General features: G+C 74.0%; 8 protein-coding genes and 1 tRNA gene. 1 reads left to right on the top strand and 8 read right to left on the bottom strand.

The annotated features are described in order from the left end of the window. Entirely contained in the window at positions 1 to 1,269 is a 1,269-nt protein-coding gene (locus JK356_RS05855) for a cytochrome P450 (protein WP_201866471.1), read from the bottom strand. Next, positions 1,262 to 2,683: a sensor histidine kinase gene (locus JK356_RS05850; RefSeq protein WP_201866470.1), complete on the bottom strand. Its 1,422-nt coding sequence runs from the start codon at positions 2,681 to 2,683 to the stop codon at positions 1,262 to 1,264. Before JK356_RS05850 ends, JK356_RS05855 begins: the two co-directional genes overlap by 8 nt. Positions 2,684 to 2,791: 108 nt before the next feature. Between JK356_RS05850 and JK356_RS05845 the strand changes: the two genes are divergently transcribed. Beyond that, positions 2,792 to 2,864 (top strand) — tRNA-Gln (locus tag JK356_RS05845). A gap of 71 nt (positions 2,865 to 2,935) precedes the next feature. Here the strand turns inward: JK356_RS05845 and mfd are convergent. The 6 genes from mfd to JK356_RS05815 form a co-directional block, all read right to left on the bottom strand. After that, on the bottom strand, positions 2,936 to 6,484 hold the full coding sequence (mfd, locus tag JK356_RS05840; RefSeq protein ID WP_201866469.1) for a transcription-repair coupling factor: 3,549 nt from the start codon (positions 6,482 to 6,484) through the stop codon (positions 2,936 to 2,938). Between the two features lie 174 nt (positions 6,485 to 6,658). Then, complete coding sequence (locus tag JK356_RS05835; RefSeq protein WP_201866468.1) at positions 6,659 to 7,147, bottom strand: OsmC family protein; 489 nt, start codon at positions 7,145 to 7,147, stop codon at positions 6,659 to 6,661. 77 nt (positions 7,148 to 7,224) lie between these two features. Next, the gene (locus JK356_RS05830; protein ID WP_201866467.1) at positions 7,225 to 8,532 is read right to left on the bottom strand and encodes a Gfo/Idh/MocA family protein; all 1,308 of its coding nucleotides are present in this window, start codon (positions 8,530 to 8,532) and stop codon (positions 7,225 to 7,227) included. 141 nt (positions 8,533 to 8,673) lie between these two features. Further along, positions 8,674 to 9,558, bottom strand: coding sequence for an RICIN domain-containing protein (locus JK356_RS05825; RefSeq protein WP_201866466.1), 885 nt, complete (start codon positions 9,556 to 9,558; stop codon positions 8,674 to 8,676). Positions 9,559 to 9,595: 37 nt separating this feature from the next. Beyond that, entirely contained in the window at positions 9,596 to 11,818 is a 2,223-nt protein-coding gene (locus tag JK356_RS05820) for a right-handed parallel beta-helix repeat-containing protein (protein WP_201866465.1), read from the bottom strand. A 15-nt stretch (positions 11,819 to 11,833) separates the two neighbouring features. After that, positions 11,834 to 21,004 carry a hypothetical protein gene (locus JK356_RS05815; RefSeq protein ID WP_201866464.1) on the bottom strand — a complete coding sequence of 3,057 codons (9,171 nt, stop codon included), beginning with the start codon at positions 21,002 to 21,004 and terminating at the stop codon, positions 11,834 to 11,836. Positions 21,005 to 21,098 lie beyond the last annotated feature (94 nt).

The raw sequence follows: 21,098 nt of genomic DNA, 5'->3' as shown, positions 1-21,098 counted from the left end.
TCACATCACTGACGCTTCGTTACCTTCGCGGGGTGTGAACTCCACGGGGAGTGAACGCAGCCCTCGCATGATCAGCCCGCCGCGCCACCGCAGACCGGCCGGATCCACCGCGAGCCGGATATCGGGCAGTCTTTCCAGCAGCGTCCTGATCGCCGTCCGCCCCTCCAGCCGTGCCAGGGGCGCCCCCAGGCAGTAGTGAATGCCGTGGCCATAGCCCAGGTGCCCGTTGTCGGCGCGGCTCAGGTCGAGCCGGTCGGGATCGGCGAACCGCTCCGGGTCCCGGTTCGCTGCCGCCAGCACCACGAGCACCGCCTCGCCGCGCTCGATCCGTGCCCCGCCCAGAGTCAGCGGCTCCGCCGCAAACCGCCACGTGGCCACCTCGACCGGCCCGTCGTAGCGCAGCAGCTCCTCCACGGCCACCGCCAGCGCACCGTCGTCCCCGGCCCGCACCGCCGCGCGCAGCCGCGCCAGCTCGCCGGGGTGGCGCAGCAGCGCCAGCATGCCGTTGCCGATGAGGTTCACCGTCGTCTCGAAGCCGGCGAAGAGCAGGATGAACGCCATCGAGGCCGCCTCCTGCTCCGTCAGCTGCTCCCCGTGGTCCGAGGCGCGGATCAGCCCCGAGATCAGGTCGTCGCCGAGACTGGCCCGCTTGCGGTGGATCAGCTCCGCCAGGTACTCCCGCATCCGCTTCACCGCGCGCTGCACCCCGCCGCGCCGCCCGGCGGTGTGCAGCATCATGCCGGCCCAGCGGCGGAAGTCGTCCTGGTCCTCGCGCGGCACGCCCAGCAGGTCGCAGATCGCGTAGATCGGCAGCGGGAAGGCGAACTCGTCGATCAGGTCCGCGCTGCCGCGTTCGGCGAAGCCGTCCGTCAGCCGCTGCGCCAGCTGACGCACCCGCGGCTCGAACGCCGCCACCCGGCGGGGCGTGAACGCCTGCGAGACCAGCCGCCGCAGCCGGGTGTGGTCGGGCGGGTCGATGTTCAGCAGATGCGTCACCAGGTTCGCGCGGCGCTCCCCGGGGATGCCGACGCGGCCCCGCTCGTGCGCGTCCGGGTTGTGGCGCCGGGGGTTCTTGCTCAGCCGCTGGTCGGCCAGCGCCCGGCGGGCGTCCGCGTACCGCGTCACCAGCCACGCCTCCACGCCGCTCGGCAGGACGGCCTTGTGCACCGGGGCGTGCGCGCGCAGCCAGGCGTACGCCGGGTAGGGATCCGCCGCGAACTCCCTGCCGAACAGCTCCGGCATGTCCCCGGCCGGTGCCGCGTCAGTCATCCCGCGGCTCCCGGACCGGGATCACGGCGGAGACCCGGAAGCCGCCGGTCTCCGTGGGCCCCGACACGAAGCCGCCGCCCAGCGCCGTCACGCGCTCCCGCATGCCGACCAGGCCGTTCCCGCCGCTGGGCAGCCGCGCCGTGCCCGCCGCCGCGCCGCCGTCGGCGTCGCCGGGCGGGTCGTTGAGCACCTGCACGGCGACCTCGTCCCCGCGGTGCGCCAGGCGCACCCGGGCCGGGGCGCCCGCCGCGTGCTTGTGGACGTTGGTCAGGGCCTCCTGCACCACCCGGTAGGCGGTGGACTCCACCTGCGCGGCGTAGGAGCGCGGCTCGCCCTCTACCGTGAGGTCCACGGTCATGCCCGCCGCGCGCGACTGGTCCACCAGCGCCGGCAGCTCCCGCAGCGTCGGACCCCCGTCCGGCCCCTCGTCGGGCCCCTCGTCGGGCCGCTCCGTCAGCTCCGCGGCGCCGCCGGCGGCGGACCCGGACCCGCCGGTGCCCGCGCGCGCTGAGGCGGCCAGCCCGGCCAGCCGGGCGGGGCCGTCGTCGCCGGCCGGGGCGGCCTGCGCGGGCACGGCCGGGGCGTCGCCGGGCGCGGTGCCGTCGCGCAGCACGCCCAGCATCGTCCGCAGCTCCGTCAGCGCCTGCCGCCCCATGTCGCCGATCAGCGCGGCGTTCCTGGCGGCCTTGTCCGGGTCCTTGTGCGCCACGGCCTGAAGCGCCGCCGCGTGCACCACCATCAGGCTCACCCGGTGCGCTACCACGTCGTGCATCTCCCGGGCGATGCGGCGCCGCTCCTGGCTCCGCGCCCAGCGTGCCCGCTCCTCGGCGCGCTCGGCCAGCAGCACCAGCTCGCGCTCCAGGCCGTCCGCGCGGTCCCGCAGCGACTCCACCAGCCGGCGCCGCGCCCGCACGTACATGCCCAGCAGCACCGGCGGCACGACCAGCACGATGCCGAAGAACACCGCCGTCAGCGGCGCGAACCACACCGGCAGCGGCTGCTCCTGGAGGGCCTGGTCCCGCTCGGCCACCAGATAGGTGACGATGATGGTGCCTACGCCCTGCATGCACGCCAGCGCACCGACCACCCGGCGCGGCGCGTCGGTGACCGTCAGCGAGTACAGGCCCACCACCGCCAGCACGCCGCCCATCTGGACGGGCATCAGCACGATGGACAGGAGCACGACGAGCAGGGGCCACTCGCGGCGCACCAGCAGCGTCAGGCCCAGCAGCCCGCCGACGACGGCCAGCAGCGCCGGGGGCGCCCCGATCCGCCCGGCCGCGCTGATTCCCTGCACCACGCACTCGGACGCCGACAGCAGCGCCAGGCCCACGTCAAGCGCGACGCCGCGCCGCCGCGTCCACCACAGCAGCGCGAACCCCCGGCCCTCGGCGGCCTCCCCCGACGCACTCATATCGAACAGACTACGGGGGTGGTGCACACCATTTCAGGCGGGTTCTGCCCGCTGATCACCCACCCCGTCCAGCGGGGCCGGACTCTCGGGTAATGTCTGCTCCTACGGTCCGCCGTGGGGTAACAGGTAACCCGCAGGACTTTGAATCCTTGTAATGCTGGTTCGAATCCAGCCGGCGGAGCCCGACCGCGTCCGGGTCCTGGCGGCGCGCCGGGACCCGGACGGCGTCTGAGCAGCCCGTGCGAGCCGGTTTCAGGACGCCACCACCGTCGTCAGGAACTCGCCCACCCAGGACAGCAGGTCCCGGCCGGTCAGCGGCTTGCCCCCGATCCGCGCCGTGGTGGGCCGCGGCACCAGCACCTGGCCGGTCTGGCGCTTGACCACCGACCCCGGGTAGACGCGGTTGAGCCGCAGCTCCTGCGACTCCCGCAGCTCCACCGGGCTGAAGCGGATCCGGCTGCCCTGGAGCGTGATGTCCGTCACCCCGCAGGAGCGGGCGAGTATCCGCAGCCCGGCGACGAGCAGCAGGTTCTCCACCGGCTCCGGCGGCTGCCCGTACCGGTCGGTCAGCTCCTCCCGGACCGCCCGGATGTCCTCCTCCGAGGTGGCCGAGGCGATCGACCGGTACGCCTGGAGCCGCAGCCGCTCCCCCGGCGCGTAGTCGTGCGGCACGTGCGCGTCGACCGGCAGCTCGATCTTGACCTCGAGCGGCGCCTCCTCGGCCTCGCCGCCCTCGCCGGACTCCAGCGACGCCCGGTAGTCCGCCACGGCCTCACCGACCATCCGCACGTACAGGTCGAAGCCGACGCCGGCGATGTGGCCGGACTGCTCGCCGCCCAGCAGGTTGCCCGCGCCCCGGATCTCCAGGTCCTTCATGGCCACGTACATGCCGGCGCCCATCTCCGTGTGCTGCGCGACGGTGGCCAGCCGCTCGTGCGCGGTCTCCGTCAGCGGCCGCTCCGGCGGGTACAGGAAGTAGGCGTAGCCGCGCTCGCGCCCGCGCCCGACCCGGCCGCGCAGCTGATGCAGCTGGGAGAGGCCGAAGGTGTCACCGCGCTCCACGATCAGGGTGTTGGCGTTCGAGATGTCGATGCCGGACTCGACGATGGTCGTCGAGACCAGCACGTCGAACCGCTTCTCCCAGAAGTCGACCACCACCCGCTCCAGGGCCGCCTCGCTCATCTGCCCGTGCGCCGTGGCGATGCGGGCCTCGGGCACGATCTGCCGCAGCCGCGCCGCGACCCGGTCGATCGACTCCACCCGGTTGTGGATGTAGAAGACCTGGCCCTCGCGCAGCAGCTCGCGGCGGATCGCGGCGGCGATCTGCTTCTCGTCGTACGGGCCGACGAACGTCAGGACCGGGTGCCGCTCCTCCGGCGGCGTGGTGATCGTCGACATCTCCCGGATGCCGGTGACGGCCATCTCCAGGGTGCGCGGGATGGGCGTCGCGGACATGGTCAGCACGTCCACGTTGGCGCGGAGCTTCTTCAGCTGCTCCTTGTGCTCGACGCCGAACCGCTGCTCCTCGTCCACGATGACCAGGCCGAGGTCCTTGAAGCGCACCTCAGAGGAGAACAGCCGGTGCGTGCCGATCACGACGTCCACCGAGCCGTCCCGCAGCCCGTCCACGACGGCCCGCGCCTCCGCGTCGGACTGGAACCGCGACAGCGGCCGGACGGTGACCGGGAACTGCGCGTACCGCTCCGAGAACGTCGAGAAGTGCTGCTGCACCAGCAGCGTCGTCGGCACCAGCACGGCGACCTGCTTGCCGTCCTGCACCGCCTTGAACGCCGCGCGCACCGCGATCTCCGTCTTGCCGTAGCCCACGTCGCCGCAGATCAGGCGGTCCATGGGCACCGGCCGCTCCATGTCCCGCTTGACCTCGCTGATGGTGGTGAGCTGGTCGGGCGTCTCCGCGTACGGGAAGGCGTCCTCCAGCTCCCGCTGCCAGGGCGTGTCCGGCGAGAAGGCGTGGCCGGGGGCGGCCATGCGCGCCGAGTACAGCTTGATCAGGTCGGCGGCGATCTCCTTGACGGCCTTGCGGGCGCGCGCCTTGGTCTTGGTCCAGTCGGCGCCGCCGAGGCGGTGCAGCGAGGGCGCCTCGCCGCCCACGTACCGCGTGATCAGGTCGAGCTGGTCGGTGGGCACGAAGAGCCGGTCGCCCGGCTGGCCGCGCTTGGCGGGGGCGTACTCCACCACCAGGTACTCGCGGGTGGCGCCCTGCACGGTGCGCTGCACCATCTCGATGTACCGGCCCACGCCGTGGTGCTCGTGGACGATGTAGTCGCCGCTGTTGAGCGTCAGCGGGTCGAGCGTCTTGCGGCGCCGCACCGGCATCCGGGCCGTCTCCCGGCCGGCGGCGCGCTGGCCGGTCAGGTCGGTCTCGGTGAGGACGGCCAGCCGCAGCTGCGGGTCGACGAAGCCGTGCTCCAGCGAGCCGCAGCTGACGTGCACGACGCCGCCCGGCAGCGGCGAGGGAAGGTCGGGTGTCAGCCGGGCCGGGATGCCCTCGCCGCCGAGCACCTCCGTGGTGCGGGCGGCCGGCCCCTGGCCCTCGGTGAGGTAGACGACGCGCCAGCCGTCGGCCAGCCAGCCCTTGGTGTCGGCCATCGCGCGGGCGGTGTCGCCGCGGTACGTCTCGGGGGCGCGCATCGCCAGCCGGTGCACGTTGTCGTCCGCGTCCTCATCGGGGGAGAACGGCGAGACGCTCCACCACGGGATGCCCAGCTCGCGGGCGTGCTCGCGGACCTCGCCGAGGCCGCGCAGCGAGGCGGCGCCCAGGTCGATGGGGGCCTCGGCGTCGTCGGACATGGCGGCGGCGGCCCAGGACGCCTGGAGGAACTCCTGGCTGGTCGCCACGAGGTCGGCGGCGCGGGTGCGGACCCGCTCCGGGTCGCAGACGACCGTCATGGCGCGGGCGGGCAGCACGTCCAGCAGCAGCTCCATGTCGTCCACGAGGACGGGGGCGAGCGACTCCATGCCCTCGACGGGGATGCCCTCGGCGATCTTGCCCAGCAGCTCGGCCAGGCCGGGGTGCTCCCCGGCGAGCTCGGCGGCGCGGGCCCGCACCTCGCCGGTGAGCAGCAGCTCCCGGCACGGCGGCGCCCACAGGCCGTGCTCGGCGGGCTGGAGCGAGCGCTGGTCGGCGACCTTGAAGTAGCGGATCTCCTCGACCTCGTCGCCCCAGAACTCCACGCGCAGCGGGTGCTCCTCGGTGGGCGGGAAGACGTCCAGGATGCCGCCGCGCACGGCGAACTCGCCGCGTTTCTCGACCAGCTCCACCCGCGCGTAGGCGGCGGCGGACAGCGCCTCGGTGACCTCGGTCAGGTCGGCGGTCTGCCCGGCGGCCAGCGAGACGGGCTCCAGGTCGCCCAGCCCTTTGACCTGCGGCTGGAGCACGGAGCGGACCGGCGCGACCACGACGGAGACCGGCCCCGCGCCGGGCTCGTCGTCGCGCGGGTGCGCCAGGCGGCGGAGCACGGCCAGGCGGCGGCCGACGGTGTCGGCGCGCGGCGAGAGCCGCTCGTGCGGCAGCGTTTCCCAGGCCGGGAACTCCACCACGCCCTCCGGCGGCAGCAGGCCGCGCAGCGCCGCGGCGAGGTCTTCGGCCTCCCGGCCGGTGGCGGTGACGGCGAGCACGGGGCGCCCGGAGGCGCGGGCGAGCGCGGCGACGGCGAAGGGGCGGGCGGCGGGCGGGCCGACCAGGTCGAGGTGGTGCTGGCCGCCCGCCGCGGCGGCACGCGTGGCCGCGGCGAGCGCGGGGTCGTCGATGACGGCGTCGAGCAAGCCGTGCAGGCTCATGAAGGTGGTTTCCGTCCCTGGAAAGGTGGCTTCACGGTCGCGCTGGGCAGCGCGAAAGGCCCGGCATGGCGCGCGGCCGGGGGGTCGCATCCAGGGTACGACGGCCGGGCGGAACCCGCCGGGCACGGTCCGTCGCCGGCCCCTCACGCCCGGCCCGGGGCGGCCTCAGGGCCGTCAGCCGGTGACGGGCGCGACCCGGACGGTCGGGTCGTGGTGGACGGGGAAGGTCACGGAACTGGCGATGAAGCACTGGTCGTGCGCCGCGGCGTGCAGGCTCGCGGCCTCGCGGAGCATCGACGCCTCGGCGACGGTCACCACCGGCCGCAGCACGACCCCGGTGAACCGGCCGGCGCCGCCCGACTCCCGCATCGTGCCGGTGGCGCGGTCCTCGTAGCCGGTGACGACGACGCCCTTGAGCGAGCAGAGCGCGAGGTAGCTGAGCATGTGGCACTGCGACAGCGAGGCCACCAGCAGCTCCTCCGGGTTCCACCGGTCCGCCGCGCCGCGGAACGACGGGTCGGCCGTGCCCTGGATCAGCGTCGGCTTGCCCTCGCCGGTGACCTCGTGGTCCCGGCTGTACTCCCGGTAGCCGGCCGTGCCCGCGCCCGTGTTGCCGGTCCACCGCACCGTGACGGCGTAGTTGTGCTCCCGGTCCCGTGCCATGGGCCGAGCCTACGGCCTCGCGGGCCGGTGCGCGCCCGCGAGACCGCCGCCGGGGGGTGTGCCGGGGCCGGGCCGGCTCAGTCGCCGGCCAGGCGCGTGCCGCCCTCAGTCAGCCGCACCGGCTGGCCGGTGCGGGCCGAGCGGGTGGCGGCGACGCCGGTCAGCACGCTGCGGATGCCGTCGCGGTAGCCCGCCTGCCGGGCGAGCGGGTCGTTCCCGGCGCCCCGGAAGACGTCGTTGAGCAGCAGCCGGTCGCCGCCGCCGTGGCCGCCGGTGCCCTGGCTGATCTCGATCTCCTCGGGCCGCTTCCAGTGCTCCTGGACGGTCAGCCGCTCCCAGGTGTCCTCTTCGGACTCCTCGGGCGTCGCCGACGGGTCGAGCACCGACTGCGGTGAGGTCCAGCGCCGCTCGCAGACGTCCAGGTCAAGGCGGCCCCTGGTGCCGGTGAACGCCACGCGGTAGCCCTCCCACGGGGCGTAGGCGGTGAGCGAGTAGGTCAGCTGAGCGCGGCTGGCGTAGCGGACCAGCACCGACATGGTGTCGTCGATGGTGACGCCCCCGGCGAAGACGTCCTGGTCGCGGAGGTAGCCGTCCTCGTGCTCGGCATCGAGGTACAGGCGCTTGAGCCGCTCGTCGCCCGCCAGGTCGAGCAGGAACGGGTCGCTGCCCAGGCCGGGGGCGCCGTGGGCGCGCGGCGGCCGAGGGCTGGCGGCCTGGGCGGCGCCCGCGCCCTGGTCGCCGTAGAAGCGCAGGCCGGTCTGGGCGAAGACCAGCTCCGGGTGGCTGCCCAGCCACCAGTTGAGCAGGTCGAAGTGGTGGGTGGACTTATGGACGAGCAGGGTGCCGGAGTTCTCCGCCTGGCGGTGCCAGCGGCGGAAGTAGTCGGCGCCGTGGATGGTGTCGAGCGCCCACTCGAAGTGGACGGCGGTCACCTCGCCGATCCGGCCGGACGCCAGGATCTCCTTCACCGCCGAGTTGCGCGGAGAGTAGCGGTAGTTGAAGGTCACGACCAGCTTCGCGTCGCTCCGCTCGGCGGCTTCGGCGATGGCCGCGCAGCCCTCGGCGTCGGTGGTGAGGGGCTTCTCCACCACGACGTCCACGCCGGCGTCGAGCGCCGCGCACACGTAGCGGGCGTGGAACGCGTCGACGGTGGTGACGATCACCGCGTCGGCGGCCCTCAGGACGGCGCCGAAGTCGTCCGGGTGGTACGCGGGCACCGGGTCGTGGCCCGCGGCGGCGATCTTCTCGTTGTAGAAGGCCATGCGGGTGCCGTTGGTGTCGCACAGGGCGGTGATCCGTCCCGCGTCGCTCCAGTCGCCGAGGAGGGCGTCGACGTACATGCCGGCCCGGGCGCCTAGGCCGACGATGGCGTAGCGGCGTGTCATGCGGGGTGCTCCCATGGGGTCGTGCGGCAGCGGTCACGAGGTGATGCAACCGGTTGCATAACGCTCGCCCACTCCCGCGCAAACGTCAAGGGCGGTCCGGGCCGCGCCCGCGGCCCGGACCGCCCGGGAAGACGCCCGTGGTCAGTGCGGTTCGATCCGCCACTGCTGCGCGGCGGTGCCGTTGCAGGTCCACTGCCAGACCTGGGTCCCCGGCTCGGTCGAGCTGTGGTCCACGTCCAGGCACAGGTCGCTGACGACGGCGACGAGCTGGTACACCCCGTCGCTCAGCGGCTCGATCCGCCACTGCTGCGCGGTGGTGCCGTTGCACGGCCACATGCGCAGGTCACCGCCGATCTCCCGGGTGCTGTTGGCCACGTCCAGGCAGTTGCCGCTGGAGTGCAGCGTGTACACGTTGCCGCCGCGCGCCTCGAACTCCCAGTCCTGCGGGAACTGGCCGTTGCACGTCCACTGCATGACCTCGGTGCCGGGGTCCCGGCTGCCGTTCTTGACGTCCAGGCAGTGGCCGGAGGCGTTGATCAGGCGGTAGACGCCGCCGTCCTGGAAGGACAGGGTCCGGCTCCGCTGCCCGGTCCCCTGCGAGCGCGGCTCGTTCCGCTGCTCCTCCTCCTGCTCCGGCTCGTCCTCGTCCCCGGACTCCTCCTCGTCCTGCGCCAGCTGGGCCGGCGGCTGCTGGACGACGGGCTCCTGCCGCGGCTCCTCCTGCCGCTCTTCCTCCTCCTCTTCCGCCTCGTCGTCCGCCTCGTCGTCCGCCTCCTCCTGCCGGGTGGGCTGCGGACGCGGCTCCGGCTCCTTCGCGGCCGGCGGCGGGGACGACGGGGCGGGCAGCGCCACCGGCTCGGCGTTCTGGTCCTCACCGCCCGTCACGATGCCGGCCACCAGCCACACCGAGCAGGCCAGCAGCGTGACGCACAGCGCCGCGCCGATCGAGGTGAAGACCCGCCTGCCGGGGGTGAGCCCCCGGCGGGCCACGGCGGGTTTGCGGGTATAGGCGTCCGAGAAGCGCATCAGCGGTTCCTTCGCGGGGGTCGTCGGGTCCCTGCGGTCAGGGCAGGTCGGTCTCGTCGAGGGTCATCAGGGCGGTGGGGTCGGGGTTGGCCAGCTCGGCCACGCGCATGGCCTGCCGTTCGGTCATGCGCTGGAAGAGCTGGCGCGCGGTGCGGCCGTTGCCGAAGTTCTGGCCGCGCGGGATGGAGCCGAGGTACTCGGCCAGCGCCTTGCGGGCGGCGTCGGTCAGCTCGTAGCGGTGGCGCCGGGCGTGGTGCTCCACGATGCTGACGAGTTCCTCCGTGCTGTAGTCGGCGAAGTGCAGGGTCCGGGTGAAGCGGGAGGCCAGGCCGGGGTTGGAGGAGATGAACCGGTCCATCTCGCCCGGGTAGCCCGCGGCGATCACGACGACCTCGTCGCGGTGGTCCTCCATGAGCTTCACCAGCGTGGCGATCGCCTCGCTGCCGAAGTCCTGGCTGACGCCCTCCGGGGTCAGCGCGTATGCCTCGTCGATGAACAGCACGCCGCCGCGCGCCTGCTGGAACGCCTCGGTGGTCTTCGGGCCGGTGTGGCCGACGTACTCGCCGACCAGGGCGCTGCGGTCCACCTCCACCAGGTGGCCCTTGGACAGCAGGCCGAGCGCGTGCAGCAGCTGGCCGTAGAGGCGGGCCACCGTCGTCTTGCCGGTGCCCGGATTGCCCGCGAACACCAGGTGCCGGCTGAGCGGCGGGGCCGGCAGCCCGGCGTCCTGGCGCATGCGCACGGTCTGCATCAGCTTGACCAGCCCGCCGACGTCCTGCTTGATGCCGTCGAGCCCCACCAGTTCGTTGAGTTCGGCGAGCAGGTCGGGCAGCGACGGGGCGGCGGACTCCTCCGGTGTCTCCTCCTCGGTCTCCGCGGGCGGCGGGGGCGGCGCGGGCCGGCCGGCCGCGGCGGCGTCCGCCGCCTGCCCGGCCGCCGGTGCGGCCGGCGGCTGCGGCTCGGGCGGGCCGGCCTGCTCCGGCGCCGTGCGGCCGGCCGCGGGCAGGCGCGGCTGAGCGACGTTCACCGAGGCGCAGTGCTCGAACACCGGCTGGGCGCCCTCCCCCAGCCCCAGGTCGCTGGCGGAGTCGAAGACGCGGCAGCCGCGGAACCGGGGCGCGGCCGCGCGTCCCACGTGGAACGCGGGGAAGGCGCTCGCCAGCACGTCGCAGTGGTCGAACGTGCCGCGCGCGCTCTCGCCGACGAACACGCCGTGCTTGCCGCTGCGGACCACCCGCAGCCCGCGCACCCGCGGGTCGGCGCCCGTCCCCAGCTCCACGCCGTTGCCCAGCTGGCCCGTGACCGAGCAGTGCAGCAGCACCGACTCCTCGGTCGACCGCAGGCGCACCCCGGTCTCCCCGCCGCGCACCCGCACGCCGCGCATCACCACGCGCGACTCGTCGCGCACGTCGACGCCCGCCAGCCGCGCGTCGGCGAGCGTGGACTCCTCGATCTCAGCGCGCGCCGTGTGATCGGTGCGCACGGCCGAGCGGCCGGCGTTCTCCACGCGGCAGTCCGTCAGCAGCGCCTCCGCCTCCTCCTGCACCAGCACGCCGTGGCGGCCGGCGCCGAACAGCCCGCTGCCGCGCAGCAGCACCCGGCAGGAGCCCTGCGCCCGCAGCGCGGAGCCGGAACCGCCGTGCACCCGCAGCATGTCGGCGCGGAGCACCGCGCTGCCGGAGACGGCGACGCCGATGCCCTCGATGCCCTCGATCGTGGTGTCGTCCAGGCGGGCCAGCGAGTCGCCGGTCAGGTGCAGCGCGGTGTGCCGCGAGGCGCTGAGCTTCGAGCGGCGGATCACCAGGACGCCGCCGGCCGTCGGGTCGGCCAGCTCCGCGGACAGGTCGTTGTCCAGCCCGATGTCGCCGATAGGCGGTTCGGGCCGGGCGGCGACATTGCGCGAGCCGAGCACCTCGATCCGGCCGTGGCTGACAGTGCACTCCCGCAGCGTCAGACCGGCCGCGTCCTCGACCCGCAGCAGCGCCTCGTCCGGGTCGCCGCCCCGGAGCACCAGGCCGTGCAGCAGGCAGTCGGGGGCGGCGACCGTCAGCGGTCCCTCGGCGCGGGGGACGGCGACGGTCACCGAGCCGTTGCCGTGCTGCGGAACGAGGGTCACGCGGCGGACGAGCCGGAACGATTCGGTGTACTCGCCGGGCGCGATGCTGATCACGGCCCCGGCGGGGGCGGCGTTCAGCGCCTCGGTGATGGTCCGGTGCGCGCCCCGGGTGCGGGGCGCGACGCGGAGCTTGGCGTCGGTCATGGTCGGGTGGAGCTCCTAAGAGGAAGAAGCGGCTGAGCCGCCGGGATCCGGGTCGCCGGTGCCGGAGCCGGCGGAACGGGAGTCGTCGGGGTCGCCGGTGCCGGACTCCCCGGCATCCTGGTCGCCGGAGTCCGTGGCGGAGGCGGGCGGGTTGGTCAGGCCCATGCTCTGGCGAATGCTGGGCACCACCCACAGACCGCCGACCGACTTGTCGAGCAGCTTCGTGAACACCGGCACCACCAGCAGGTCCACCAGGCCGGCCCGGTGGTAGAGCCGGGAGGCGGCGAAGCCGTACTGGAGGACGTTCTTGAAGGCGGAGATGCCCGCGCCCAGGCTCGCGGCCGATGCCGCGCTGGCCGAGGCGTACGCCGCGGCCTCGCCCAGCGACAGGTGGTACCGCTGCCCGTCGCTGCCCTCGAGGCCGAACACCGACAGCCCCGCGAGCTGGCCGAGGAAGCCGCCCAGCACGGAGATGGACAGGTCGCGGACGTAGTCGTGCGTGCCTGCGCGCCACCGCAGCGGCTTCTCGTTGCTCGTCCACTCGCCGTGGAAGTTGTCGTCGTTACGGCGCAGATGGTACGGCAGGCCGCGGTCGAAGAAGGACAGCGCGGTGCGGTCCGCGAACGCCCAGCCGGGCATCCCCCAGCGCTGCGGGATCGCGTGGCGGCTGGCGGCGAACTGGAGGCTCAGCACGCTGGCCCGCGTCGTGGCGCTGACGGTCGACACGAGCGCCGCCTGCGCGACGTCCGTGCCGTCGAACGGCGTGCCGTTGACCGCGTTGACGATGCCGTACACCGCCAGGTTGAGCAGGAAGTCGATGACGAACTCCTGCCCCAGCTCGAACAGGAAGAACTTGGAGTTGCTCACGTAGAACGGCGTGGGCAGGGACTCGCCCCCCTTGTGCCCGGCGAAGCTCGGGTGCATCGGGTCGCGCAGCATGCGCAGGTGCCCGCGGGCGTCGGCCGCCAGGCCCATGAAGCGCGTCTCACGGCCGACGATGCGGAGCGTGTCGGAGGTGCGTTCGAGCAGGTGGCCGGCGTTGGTGCGCTCGGCGACCAGCGTGATGCGGTCGCCCTCGTACCGGAAGCGGCGGAAGGCGCCGAGGACCGTGTCGGTCTCCTTGTAGGTGCCGTCTTCCTCCCGCGTCTTCTGCCGCGCGGAGACGCCCGACTCGTACTCCTTCCAGGTGCGGTAGGCCTCCGGGCCCGTGACCTTGTCCATGTCCGAGGGGGTCGCGGCGTACTCGCGGGGGCGCTGCGGGGCGCCGTACCGGACGTTGCTGGCGTCGCCCGGCAGAGTGGACATCTTCTGGATGACGGGGATCGTGTCCCAGTTGGCGTCGGCGCGGGCGGGCGGCACGTAGGCATGGGTGCCGGTGTGGAGACGGTCCTGCCACACCGCCCCCTTCTCCCAGCGGTCCAGCCGCTGCCCCTTGCTGTCGTACCACTCGCGGTAGCGGTTGCCCTGGCCCGGACCGAAGTCCAGGTCCCGGCCCTGGGCGTCCATCTTGTTCCAGCGCCAGGTCTCACCGCCGCCGGGATTCCGCACCGGCCAGGCGTCGACGGTGACGCCATTGCCGAACAGCCGGTGCTCGAAGACCAGCCGCCCGCCCGCGAACAGCTGGTACGACTCGGGGTCCCAGTAGTGGTAGCCCATCTGGTTCCGGCTGGCCAGCCGGACCGTGCCCTCCCTGGGCACCGGGACATCGTGCGGCGCCTCGCCGATGACGCGCCAGGTCGCCTGGTTGTGACCGCGCTTCTGGATGAGGATCTGCACGACGCTGTTGTGGTCATCGATGGGCAGCCAGTCCGTGCGCGCCGACATCTTGGTGTAGCTGTCGAACAGCGTCCAGTGGCGGACGCCGTGCCGCTCGGCGCGGTACTCCAGGAACGTGCCGTCCCGGAAGGTGATCCGGTCGATTGCCTCCGGGTGGTTGGCGGAGGCGGCGTCGGTGACGCGGTAGTCGATGGAGACCACGTCCGATGCCTGCTTGCCCGTCTTCTCGGGCACACGAAAAGGCCTCCAGTCCGCCGCATCGAACGTGCGGAAGCCGGAATGGGTGCCGTCCGTCCAGGTCAGGTGCCGCCTGGTCGGCCGCCACCCGCCGGCCTGAGGCGTCCACGCGTCCTCGCTCACCCTCAGGGTCCGGTCGTCCGGGAGCTTGCGGGTCTCGGCGACCAGCTGGCCCTCTGTGGTGAAGCGGACCGTGTCACCGTTGCGGTAAACCAGCTCCACCCCGCTGGCGGTGACGTTGCCGTTCGCGTCGGTCGCCTTCCAGGCGTGCGGCTGCGAGCCGTGCAGTTCCGGCCAGGGCGGGTTCGCGGCCCGGACCTCGCGGTATTCGCCGCTGAACAACGTGAGCCACCAGCGGGGCGGGCGCTGCTCGACGAGCCGGTGGGTCTCCACGAAGGAGCCGTCGCTCTGCGTACTGCCAGCTCGCACCACCTTGTTGGTGGGCAGGACGACGTTGTAGTCCCGTCCGGGCACGCCGTCCGGGCCCAGCGTCTTCTCCATCAGCGCGTTGGGGTCGTTGTGCGGCAGGTGGAACCGGCTCTTCTGGTAGTGCACGGTCACGACCCGCTCCCCGCTCGCGGCGCGGGGGTTGACCATCGTGTCGGTGAAGCTGCCGGTGCGGTGCCAGGTGCGCGAGCCCTCGGCGACGACCGAGTGGCTGCTGTCGTACCGCACCCAGGTGTTGCTGCCGCTGTCTCCCGTGAAGCGGCCGAAGCGGCCGCCGCCCACCGTGTAGCCGCCGTCGGAGTGGGTCATGTAGGTCCGCACACGCTCGCCGAATACCGACGAAGTGGAGTAGTCGGTCCACTGCGGGCGGGGGTTGGGGTTCCACGTCCGGTAGCCCTTGTCGGCCACGCTGCCGTCGGGACGGAACTCCGTCCACCGGTCCTTCTCGGTGATGGCCCACGACGTGCGGAACCCGGCAGGGCTGGTGCCCGCGTGGGAGTCGAGGAGATTGCCGTTGCTCAGCGTCATCCGCTCGAAAACGGTGATGTTGTCGCGGGTCACCAGGCTGAAGCGGCCGTTGCCGAGGGTGTCGGTCTTCACCGTGCCGCTGTCCGTCGACGGCGGCTCTTGATGTGGGGCGGAGTCGTTGCGCCACCGCTTCCAGGTACCGCGGGCCGGCTCGGTAGTGATCCCCGTGGCCGAGCCGCTGGTCGTGCTGGAGCTGGTGTTGGAGCCGGTGCCGGTGTCGTAGCTGTAGGTGAGGCGGAAGTACTGGTCGGTCAGGTGCCGGCCCTCGTAGACGACGTTGACCCGTTGCTCGGTGATCCGGCCCAGGGTGTCATAGCGGCTGTACTCGCCGGCCAGCTCCCCGCCGGGGACGGAGACCTCGTAGCCGGTCACGGTGCCGTTGTCCGAGAGCACCGTGACGGTGCGGTTCTCCACCATGGACAGCTCGCCGTCCAGCAGCCTGGGGGTGTCGCCGGGGCGCAGGAAGCCGCGGCCCAGCTGGTCGTTGAGCTCCAGGACCCCGAAGGTTTCCGCCGTGGTGCCGCGGTAGTCCGTGACCGTGCGGATGCGGGTATCGTCCGCCGGTCTCCCGACGGACACCTGCAGGCGCCCGTCGGCGGCGAACAGCCAGGCCCGGCCGTCGGTGTGGACGGCCCGGTAGCCGTCCGGCCGGGCGGTGACCGTCACGCCGGCGGCGCGGTTCTGGCTGGTGTCCAGCGCGTCGGCCGCCCGCACGCCGTTGTGCTCGTACACCCTGAGGAACGCCACCTCATCGGCGCCGGTGACAGGCACCGTCTCGTAGCGCCTTTCGCCGGTGGCGCCGTCGTACCGGATGCGGCTGCCGTTGGTGCCGGGGAGCTCGACGTCGCCGCCGTCCAGGCGGGTACCGCCCGTCACCGGGTCGCCGTTGGCCAGGCGGGGCGCGTCGGTTCCGGCGCTGCCGCCGTGGAGGTAGACGTCGGGCTGGCCGCCGGGCCGCCCGGTCACCACGGTGACGTGGCCGTGAGTGACGTGGCCGCCGCTGTCGACCGTGAAGTGCCGTCCGCCGCCCTGGACCCGGTAGCCGCCGTGTGTCTGCGGCACGGCCCGCACCGGCTCGGCGTCCCCGTTCTGGGTCAGCATGGCGCGGTCCGGGTCTCTCGGGACGCGCAGCGTCCTGTCGGCCAGGGCGCCGTCCAGCTGGAACAGGTCGTCGATCACGGCGCCGGTGCTGGCGTCGTACGTACGGACGGCATTGCCGTGGCTGACGGTGACGCTGCCGCCGTCGCGCCCCACGGTGAAGCCGTCGATGGTGCTGCCCCGCGCGTCGCGCAGCGCCGGGGCCCCGCCGTTGGCCGGCACGTAGGCGAACCGTTCGGTCTGGCTGAGGTCGGCCGGCCGGCTCTCCAGCGGGGTGGCGTGGCCGGTGATCTCGCCGTCGCGGCTGACCACCGGATGCGGCTGCCCGGCCACCTCCACCCGGAACTCGCCGCCGCCCTCGCCCTGGCGCACCAGCGTGGGCCGTGGTGCGTCCGGGGCCGGCGGGCGCACCGACGGCATCACGGCCCGGTCGGCCGGCACCTCCAGCACGTGACCGGCCAGCGCGCCCTCGCTGAACTGGTACTCGGTCCGCACCAGTGAGCCGTCGGCCAGCTGGTACACGTGGCTGGTCCGCGGCTGCTGGGCGTGCGGCACCGTCACCACGTCAGCTCCGGCCCGGGTACCGGGCACCACGGCGCCGCCGGCCGTCCGGACGGTCACCTGGCCGCTGCCCACCGGCCGGAACAGGTGCAGGTCTCCGGTGCGGCCGTCTTCGGGGCGGCCGGTGAGCGTGGTGACCTCATGCGTGACGTGGGCGTTGTCGTCGACCGCGAAGTGGCGGCCGCCGCCCTCGACCCGGAAGCCGCCCGCCTCCTGCCGGATGACGGTGGCGCTGTGTTCCGCCTCGCCGATGGTGAGCCTGGCGCCCGGCGAGCTGCCCGGGGGCAGCCACAGCGTGCTGCCCTGGAGCCGGCCGTCAAGGCGGAACGTCTGGCCCAGCAGGCGGCCGTCCGCCTCGCCGTAGGAGCGCGTGACCGCGCCGCTGGTGACGTGGAAGGCCTTCTCGGCGTCGGCGTACGTCACGGTGACGCGGGGGTCGGGCCTGCCGTGCGCGTCGCGCAGCTCCACAGCCCCGCCGTTGGCCGGCCGGAAGGCGTACCGGTCGCCGGAGGAACCCTCCAGCGGGGTGGCGTGGCCGGTGATCTCGCCGTCGCGGCTGACCACCGGATGCGGCTGCCCGGCCACCTCCACCCGGAACTCGCCGCCGCCCTCGCCCTGGCGCACCAGCGTGGGCCGTGGTGCGTCCGGGGCCGGCGGGCGCACCGACGGCATCACGGCCCGGTCGGCCGGCACCTCCAGCACGTGACCGGCCAGCGCGCCCTCGCTGAACTGGTACTCGGTCCGCACCAGTGAGCCGTCGGCCGTCCGGACGGTCACCGGCCCGTCGCCCACCGGCCGGAACCGGTACAGCCCGGCATCCCCGGCTCCGGCGTCACCGCGCGGGCCGAGGGGGGTGACGTCGTGGGTGTGTACGCCCGCGCCGTCGACGGCTAGCTGGCGGCCGCCGAGGTCGATCCGGAATCCGGTGGTGCCGTCCGGCAGCCCGGTCAGCCGCGCGACGTGGGACGCGGGCAGCTCGTCGCCGTCGCGGATCAGCACCGGATCGCTGCCCCGGTCCAGGTCGTTGAAGCGGAGCGTGGTGCCGTCGGCGCCGGGGACGGAGACCAGCCGTTCCCGGCTGCGGGGGACGAGCCCGCCCGGGCCGAGGGTGAACTCGGCGCGCAGCACGGACCCGTCGGCGAGCGGCTGCTCCAGGCGCCAGATGTCGCCGTCGCCGCCGCTGACCCGTTGCAGGCCGACGGTGCCCGAGAGGGGCGGCGGGCCGCCGGCGCCCGGGGCCGGGACGCCCGGGGCCGGGGTGACGGGGCCGCCGCCCGCGTGGACGCCGTCGATGGTGACGCCGAGGCGTCCGACGTCGCGGCCCGGCAGGTGGAAGGTGACCTGGTTCGGCGCCGGGGCGGTGCCGGTGGTGTTCCCGGGCGGCGGGCCTGCGGGGCCGCCGCCCGTGCCGCCGGCGCCGTCGCGTGCCGGGGGCGGGGCGCCGGTGCCGGTGCCGGTGCCGCGCCCTTGCGGTGCGGGCGGGGCGCCGCCCGTGCCGGTGGTCCCCGTGGTACCGGTGGTGCCCGCACCGGTCGTCCCGGTCGTCCCGGTAGTCCCCGTCGTCCCGGTGGGAGTGGCCCCGCTGGCGGTGGTGCCCGGCGGCGGGGCTCCCTGCGGGCCGGCGACCGGCCGCGGCACCGGTGCGGCGGGGGCCGTCTGCTGGCCGGCGGGCTGCGGCGCCGGACGCGTCGCCGGGGGCGCGGCCGCCTCGCCGGCCGCCGGCCGCCCGCCTGGCGTGCTGAGGTCGCGCAGCTCGATGAGGGCGCCGGCGGGGTCCGGCACTTCCGCGGAGTACACCGGGACCCGGCCCAGGTTGGTGTTCATGGGCGGCAGCGGGTCCCTGGTCAGCCCGAGGTCGTAGAGCATCTTCCAGACCGCGTACTCCGCCCCGGCGCCGGACGCGCTCTCCGGCAGGCGGGGCAGGCCGGGCGCGTCGCCGCCATTGGAGCCGCCGCCGGAGCCGGGGCCGGTCTTCCCGGTGGTCTGCGGCGCCGCCGGCGAGGGCGACGGCGCGGGCGGCCGTCCCGCCGCCTCGCCAGCGGCTGCGGGTGCGGGTGCGGGCGGCGTGGCCGCCTTCACGGGCGGCGGCACCGGGACGGCGGAGGCGGCGAGCGGCACGGCGCGCGGCTCGGCCGACGGGAGCGTCCGGGCGGAGGGTTCCGGCGCGTGGGCGCCCGTGCCGCGCGGGGCGGCGACGCCTGCCTTGCCGCCCTCCCCTCCCGCCGTCACGGCGTCGTCGGCGGCCGAGCCGGGCAGCGGCGCCGGGGCCTTGGTCTCGATCATGTTCAGCTGCACCGGCGGCACGGAGCGCAGTCCGGGCGGGGTGAGGCCGCCGTTCGCCGTCGCGCTGGCGGCGGGTCCCTCGGCGGTCTTGCCCGGCGCCACCGGCTGGGGCGTGCCCGTCGTCGCGTGCGTCGTGCCGGTCGCCGGGCTGTGCGTGGTGACGGACGTGACGCTGGCGGTCTGCTGCGGCGGCGGGGTGGCCGCCCGCACGGACATGGTCATGTCGGCCGTGACGCTGGCCTGTTCGCCGCGGCCGGCGGCCGACGGGGTGCTGAGGGCGCTGACGTCGCCGGCCTGGCTGACGGGCGCGGGCGGGGTGGCGGCGGCGGGAGCCGCCGGGGCGGTGTGCGGGGGCGTCACGCCCAGGGCGGACGTCTGGGCCCCGGCCGCGAGCGCGCCGGTGCCGGCGTGGTGGAGACCGGCGGCGGCGCCCGGCAGGGCGACGTCGGGCGGGCTGAGGGTCATGCCGTTCTCGGCGAAGCTCATCCGCAGCGAGGGCATCGCGCCGATGCTGATGTCGACGCTGGCCTTGGCCGCCGCCGCGCTGCTGGCCTGCGCGGTGGACGACGTCGCCGGCGGGGTGTTCGTGGCCGGGGTCAGGTCGGCGCGCGAGAGGGTGACGCCGTGCTGCGCGACGGACACGGTCTCGCCGAGGCGGGGCATGCCGGCGACGTTGAGCGTGGTGATCTCGCCGTTGGCGCTCATCGGGATGATGCGCATGCCCTCGCCGTTGTAGACGGCCTTCAGCGTGGTGAACTCGCCGTAGCGGATCTCCATCACCAGGGTGCTGATCGAGGCGTTGCTGCCGCCCAGCATCGGCTTCAGATCCGGCACCGCGACCACCGTGCCGTTGGGCCCGGGGGCGTGCCGGACGACGACGGGCGGCGTGAGCTCGGCCAGCGCCAGGTCGCCCTTGGCCGCGGACGTGAGGTGGCCGGAGAACGTGATGCTGACGCCGGCTTCGGCGAGGTACACCTCGACCGGTCTGATCGGGGTCAGACCGAACGCGCCGAGCGCGTCGTCCAGGCTGGCCCCCGGGTGGTACTGGCTGAAGGCGCGGGCGTCGATGTCGAGCCCGCCGTTGGCGCCGAGGGTGAAGATCCGTGCGTCGAAGACGCCGTGGTCGGTGACCACGGCGCCGGTGCGGAACTGGTTGCCGAGCCCTCGGTTGACGACCGAGATCCTGGCGGCGTTCACGAACCCGGCCCAGGTCAGCCTCGGGCCGATCTCCAGGGAGTTGACCGGCAGCACGACCGCGATGCCGAAGTGCTTCAGGTTCAGCTTGACGTAGCCGGCGAGCCCGTTGGCGCCGGTCAGCAGGGCGTACAGCTTGGTGCCCGTCCACCGCAGGCCCGTGATGACGGCCGTGGCGGCGGTCGCCGGGAAGGTGAGGAAGACGGCCCGCAGCCCGCCGATGGCGAGGTTGCCCAGGTGCTGCACCAGCTGCAGCGCCGTCATGTTGCTCATCTTCGCGATGCTGCTGGTGAGGGCGGTCATGCTGCGGGTGAACGACTGGCTGGCGGTCCCGCCCCAGCTCTTCACCGATTTCCACACCTTGCCGACGTTGATGCCCCGGGTGGTGGGAAACAGCATGCCGACGACGGACAGGACGAGTTCGAGCACGCCCGCCTTGCCCTGGGAGAAGTCGACCGCCGTCTTGATCATCAGCGCGAGGTTGAGCGCGATGGAGAACAGCGCGACCGGGCCGCCGAGGAAGATCGCGGGCACGATCAGGGCGATGGCGAAGAAGGTGAGGAACTTCCAGAACTCCTCGCAGGGGTCGATGACCGACTCGATGCTGTAGGCCGCTTCGGAGAGCTCTGAGGCCAGGGTCTCGGCGGCGGACTCCAGGGCGCTGCCCGCGTTCTCGGCGTTCTGGCGCTGGGTGTCCCGCTCCGGGTCGTCCTCGTCCAGCCCTTCGACGGCTGCCAGGGCCCGGTCGGCGTTGCCCTGCTCCTCGACCATGACGTCGTAGTAGGCCTTGAGGGCGTTCTGCACCCGTTCCTGCGCCTCTTGGTACGAGTCGATGTAATTGCGCAGCCGCTTGTCCATGGTCTCGCGCAGCGCGTCGGCGGTCTTGCCCACGAACATCGCGTTGTCCGCGGTGCGCATCAGTTCATCGAGTGAGGTCCTGACCTCCTTGGCGAGGTCCACCATCTTCTGCTGCGAGGTGATGAGTTCCTTCAGCCGCGCCGGGTCGCCGGGGGTGGGGTCGCCGTCCATGCCCAGCGGGCTCCAGTCCACGGGACGGGCCATGGTGCGGCGTCTCCTCTCTCACGTCGCGCGCGTGGCGAAGGCCGGTGAGGGCGCCGCCGCGGGCAGGCCCCGCGGGAAGGTCCCTCGCCTGCTC

Origin of the sequence: Streptomyces sp. 7-21, from assembly GCF_016741785.1 — a bacterium.
In the GTDB taxonomy this organism is placed as follows: Bacteria; Actinomycetota; Actinomycetes; order Streptomycetales; family Streptomycetaceae; genus Streptomyces.
Note: the sequence above shows the minus strand (reverse complement) of the source record. Positions and strands in the feature narration are given on the sequence as shown.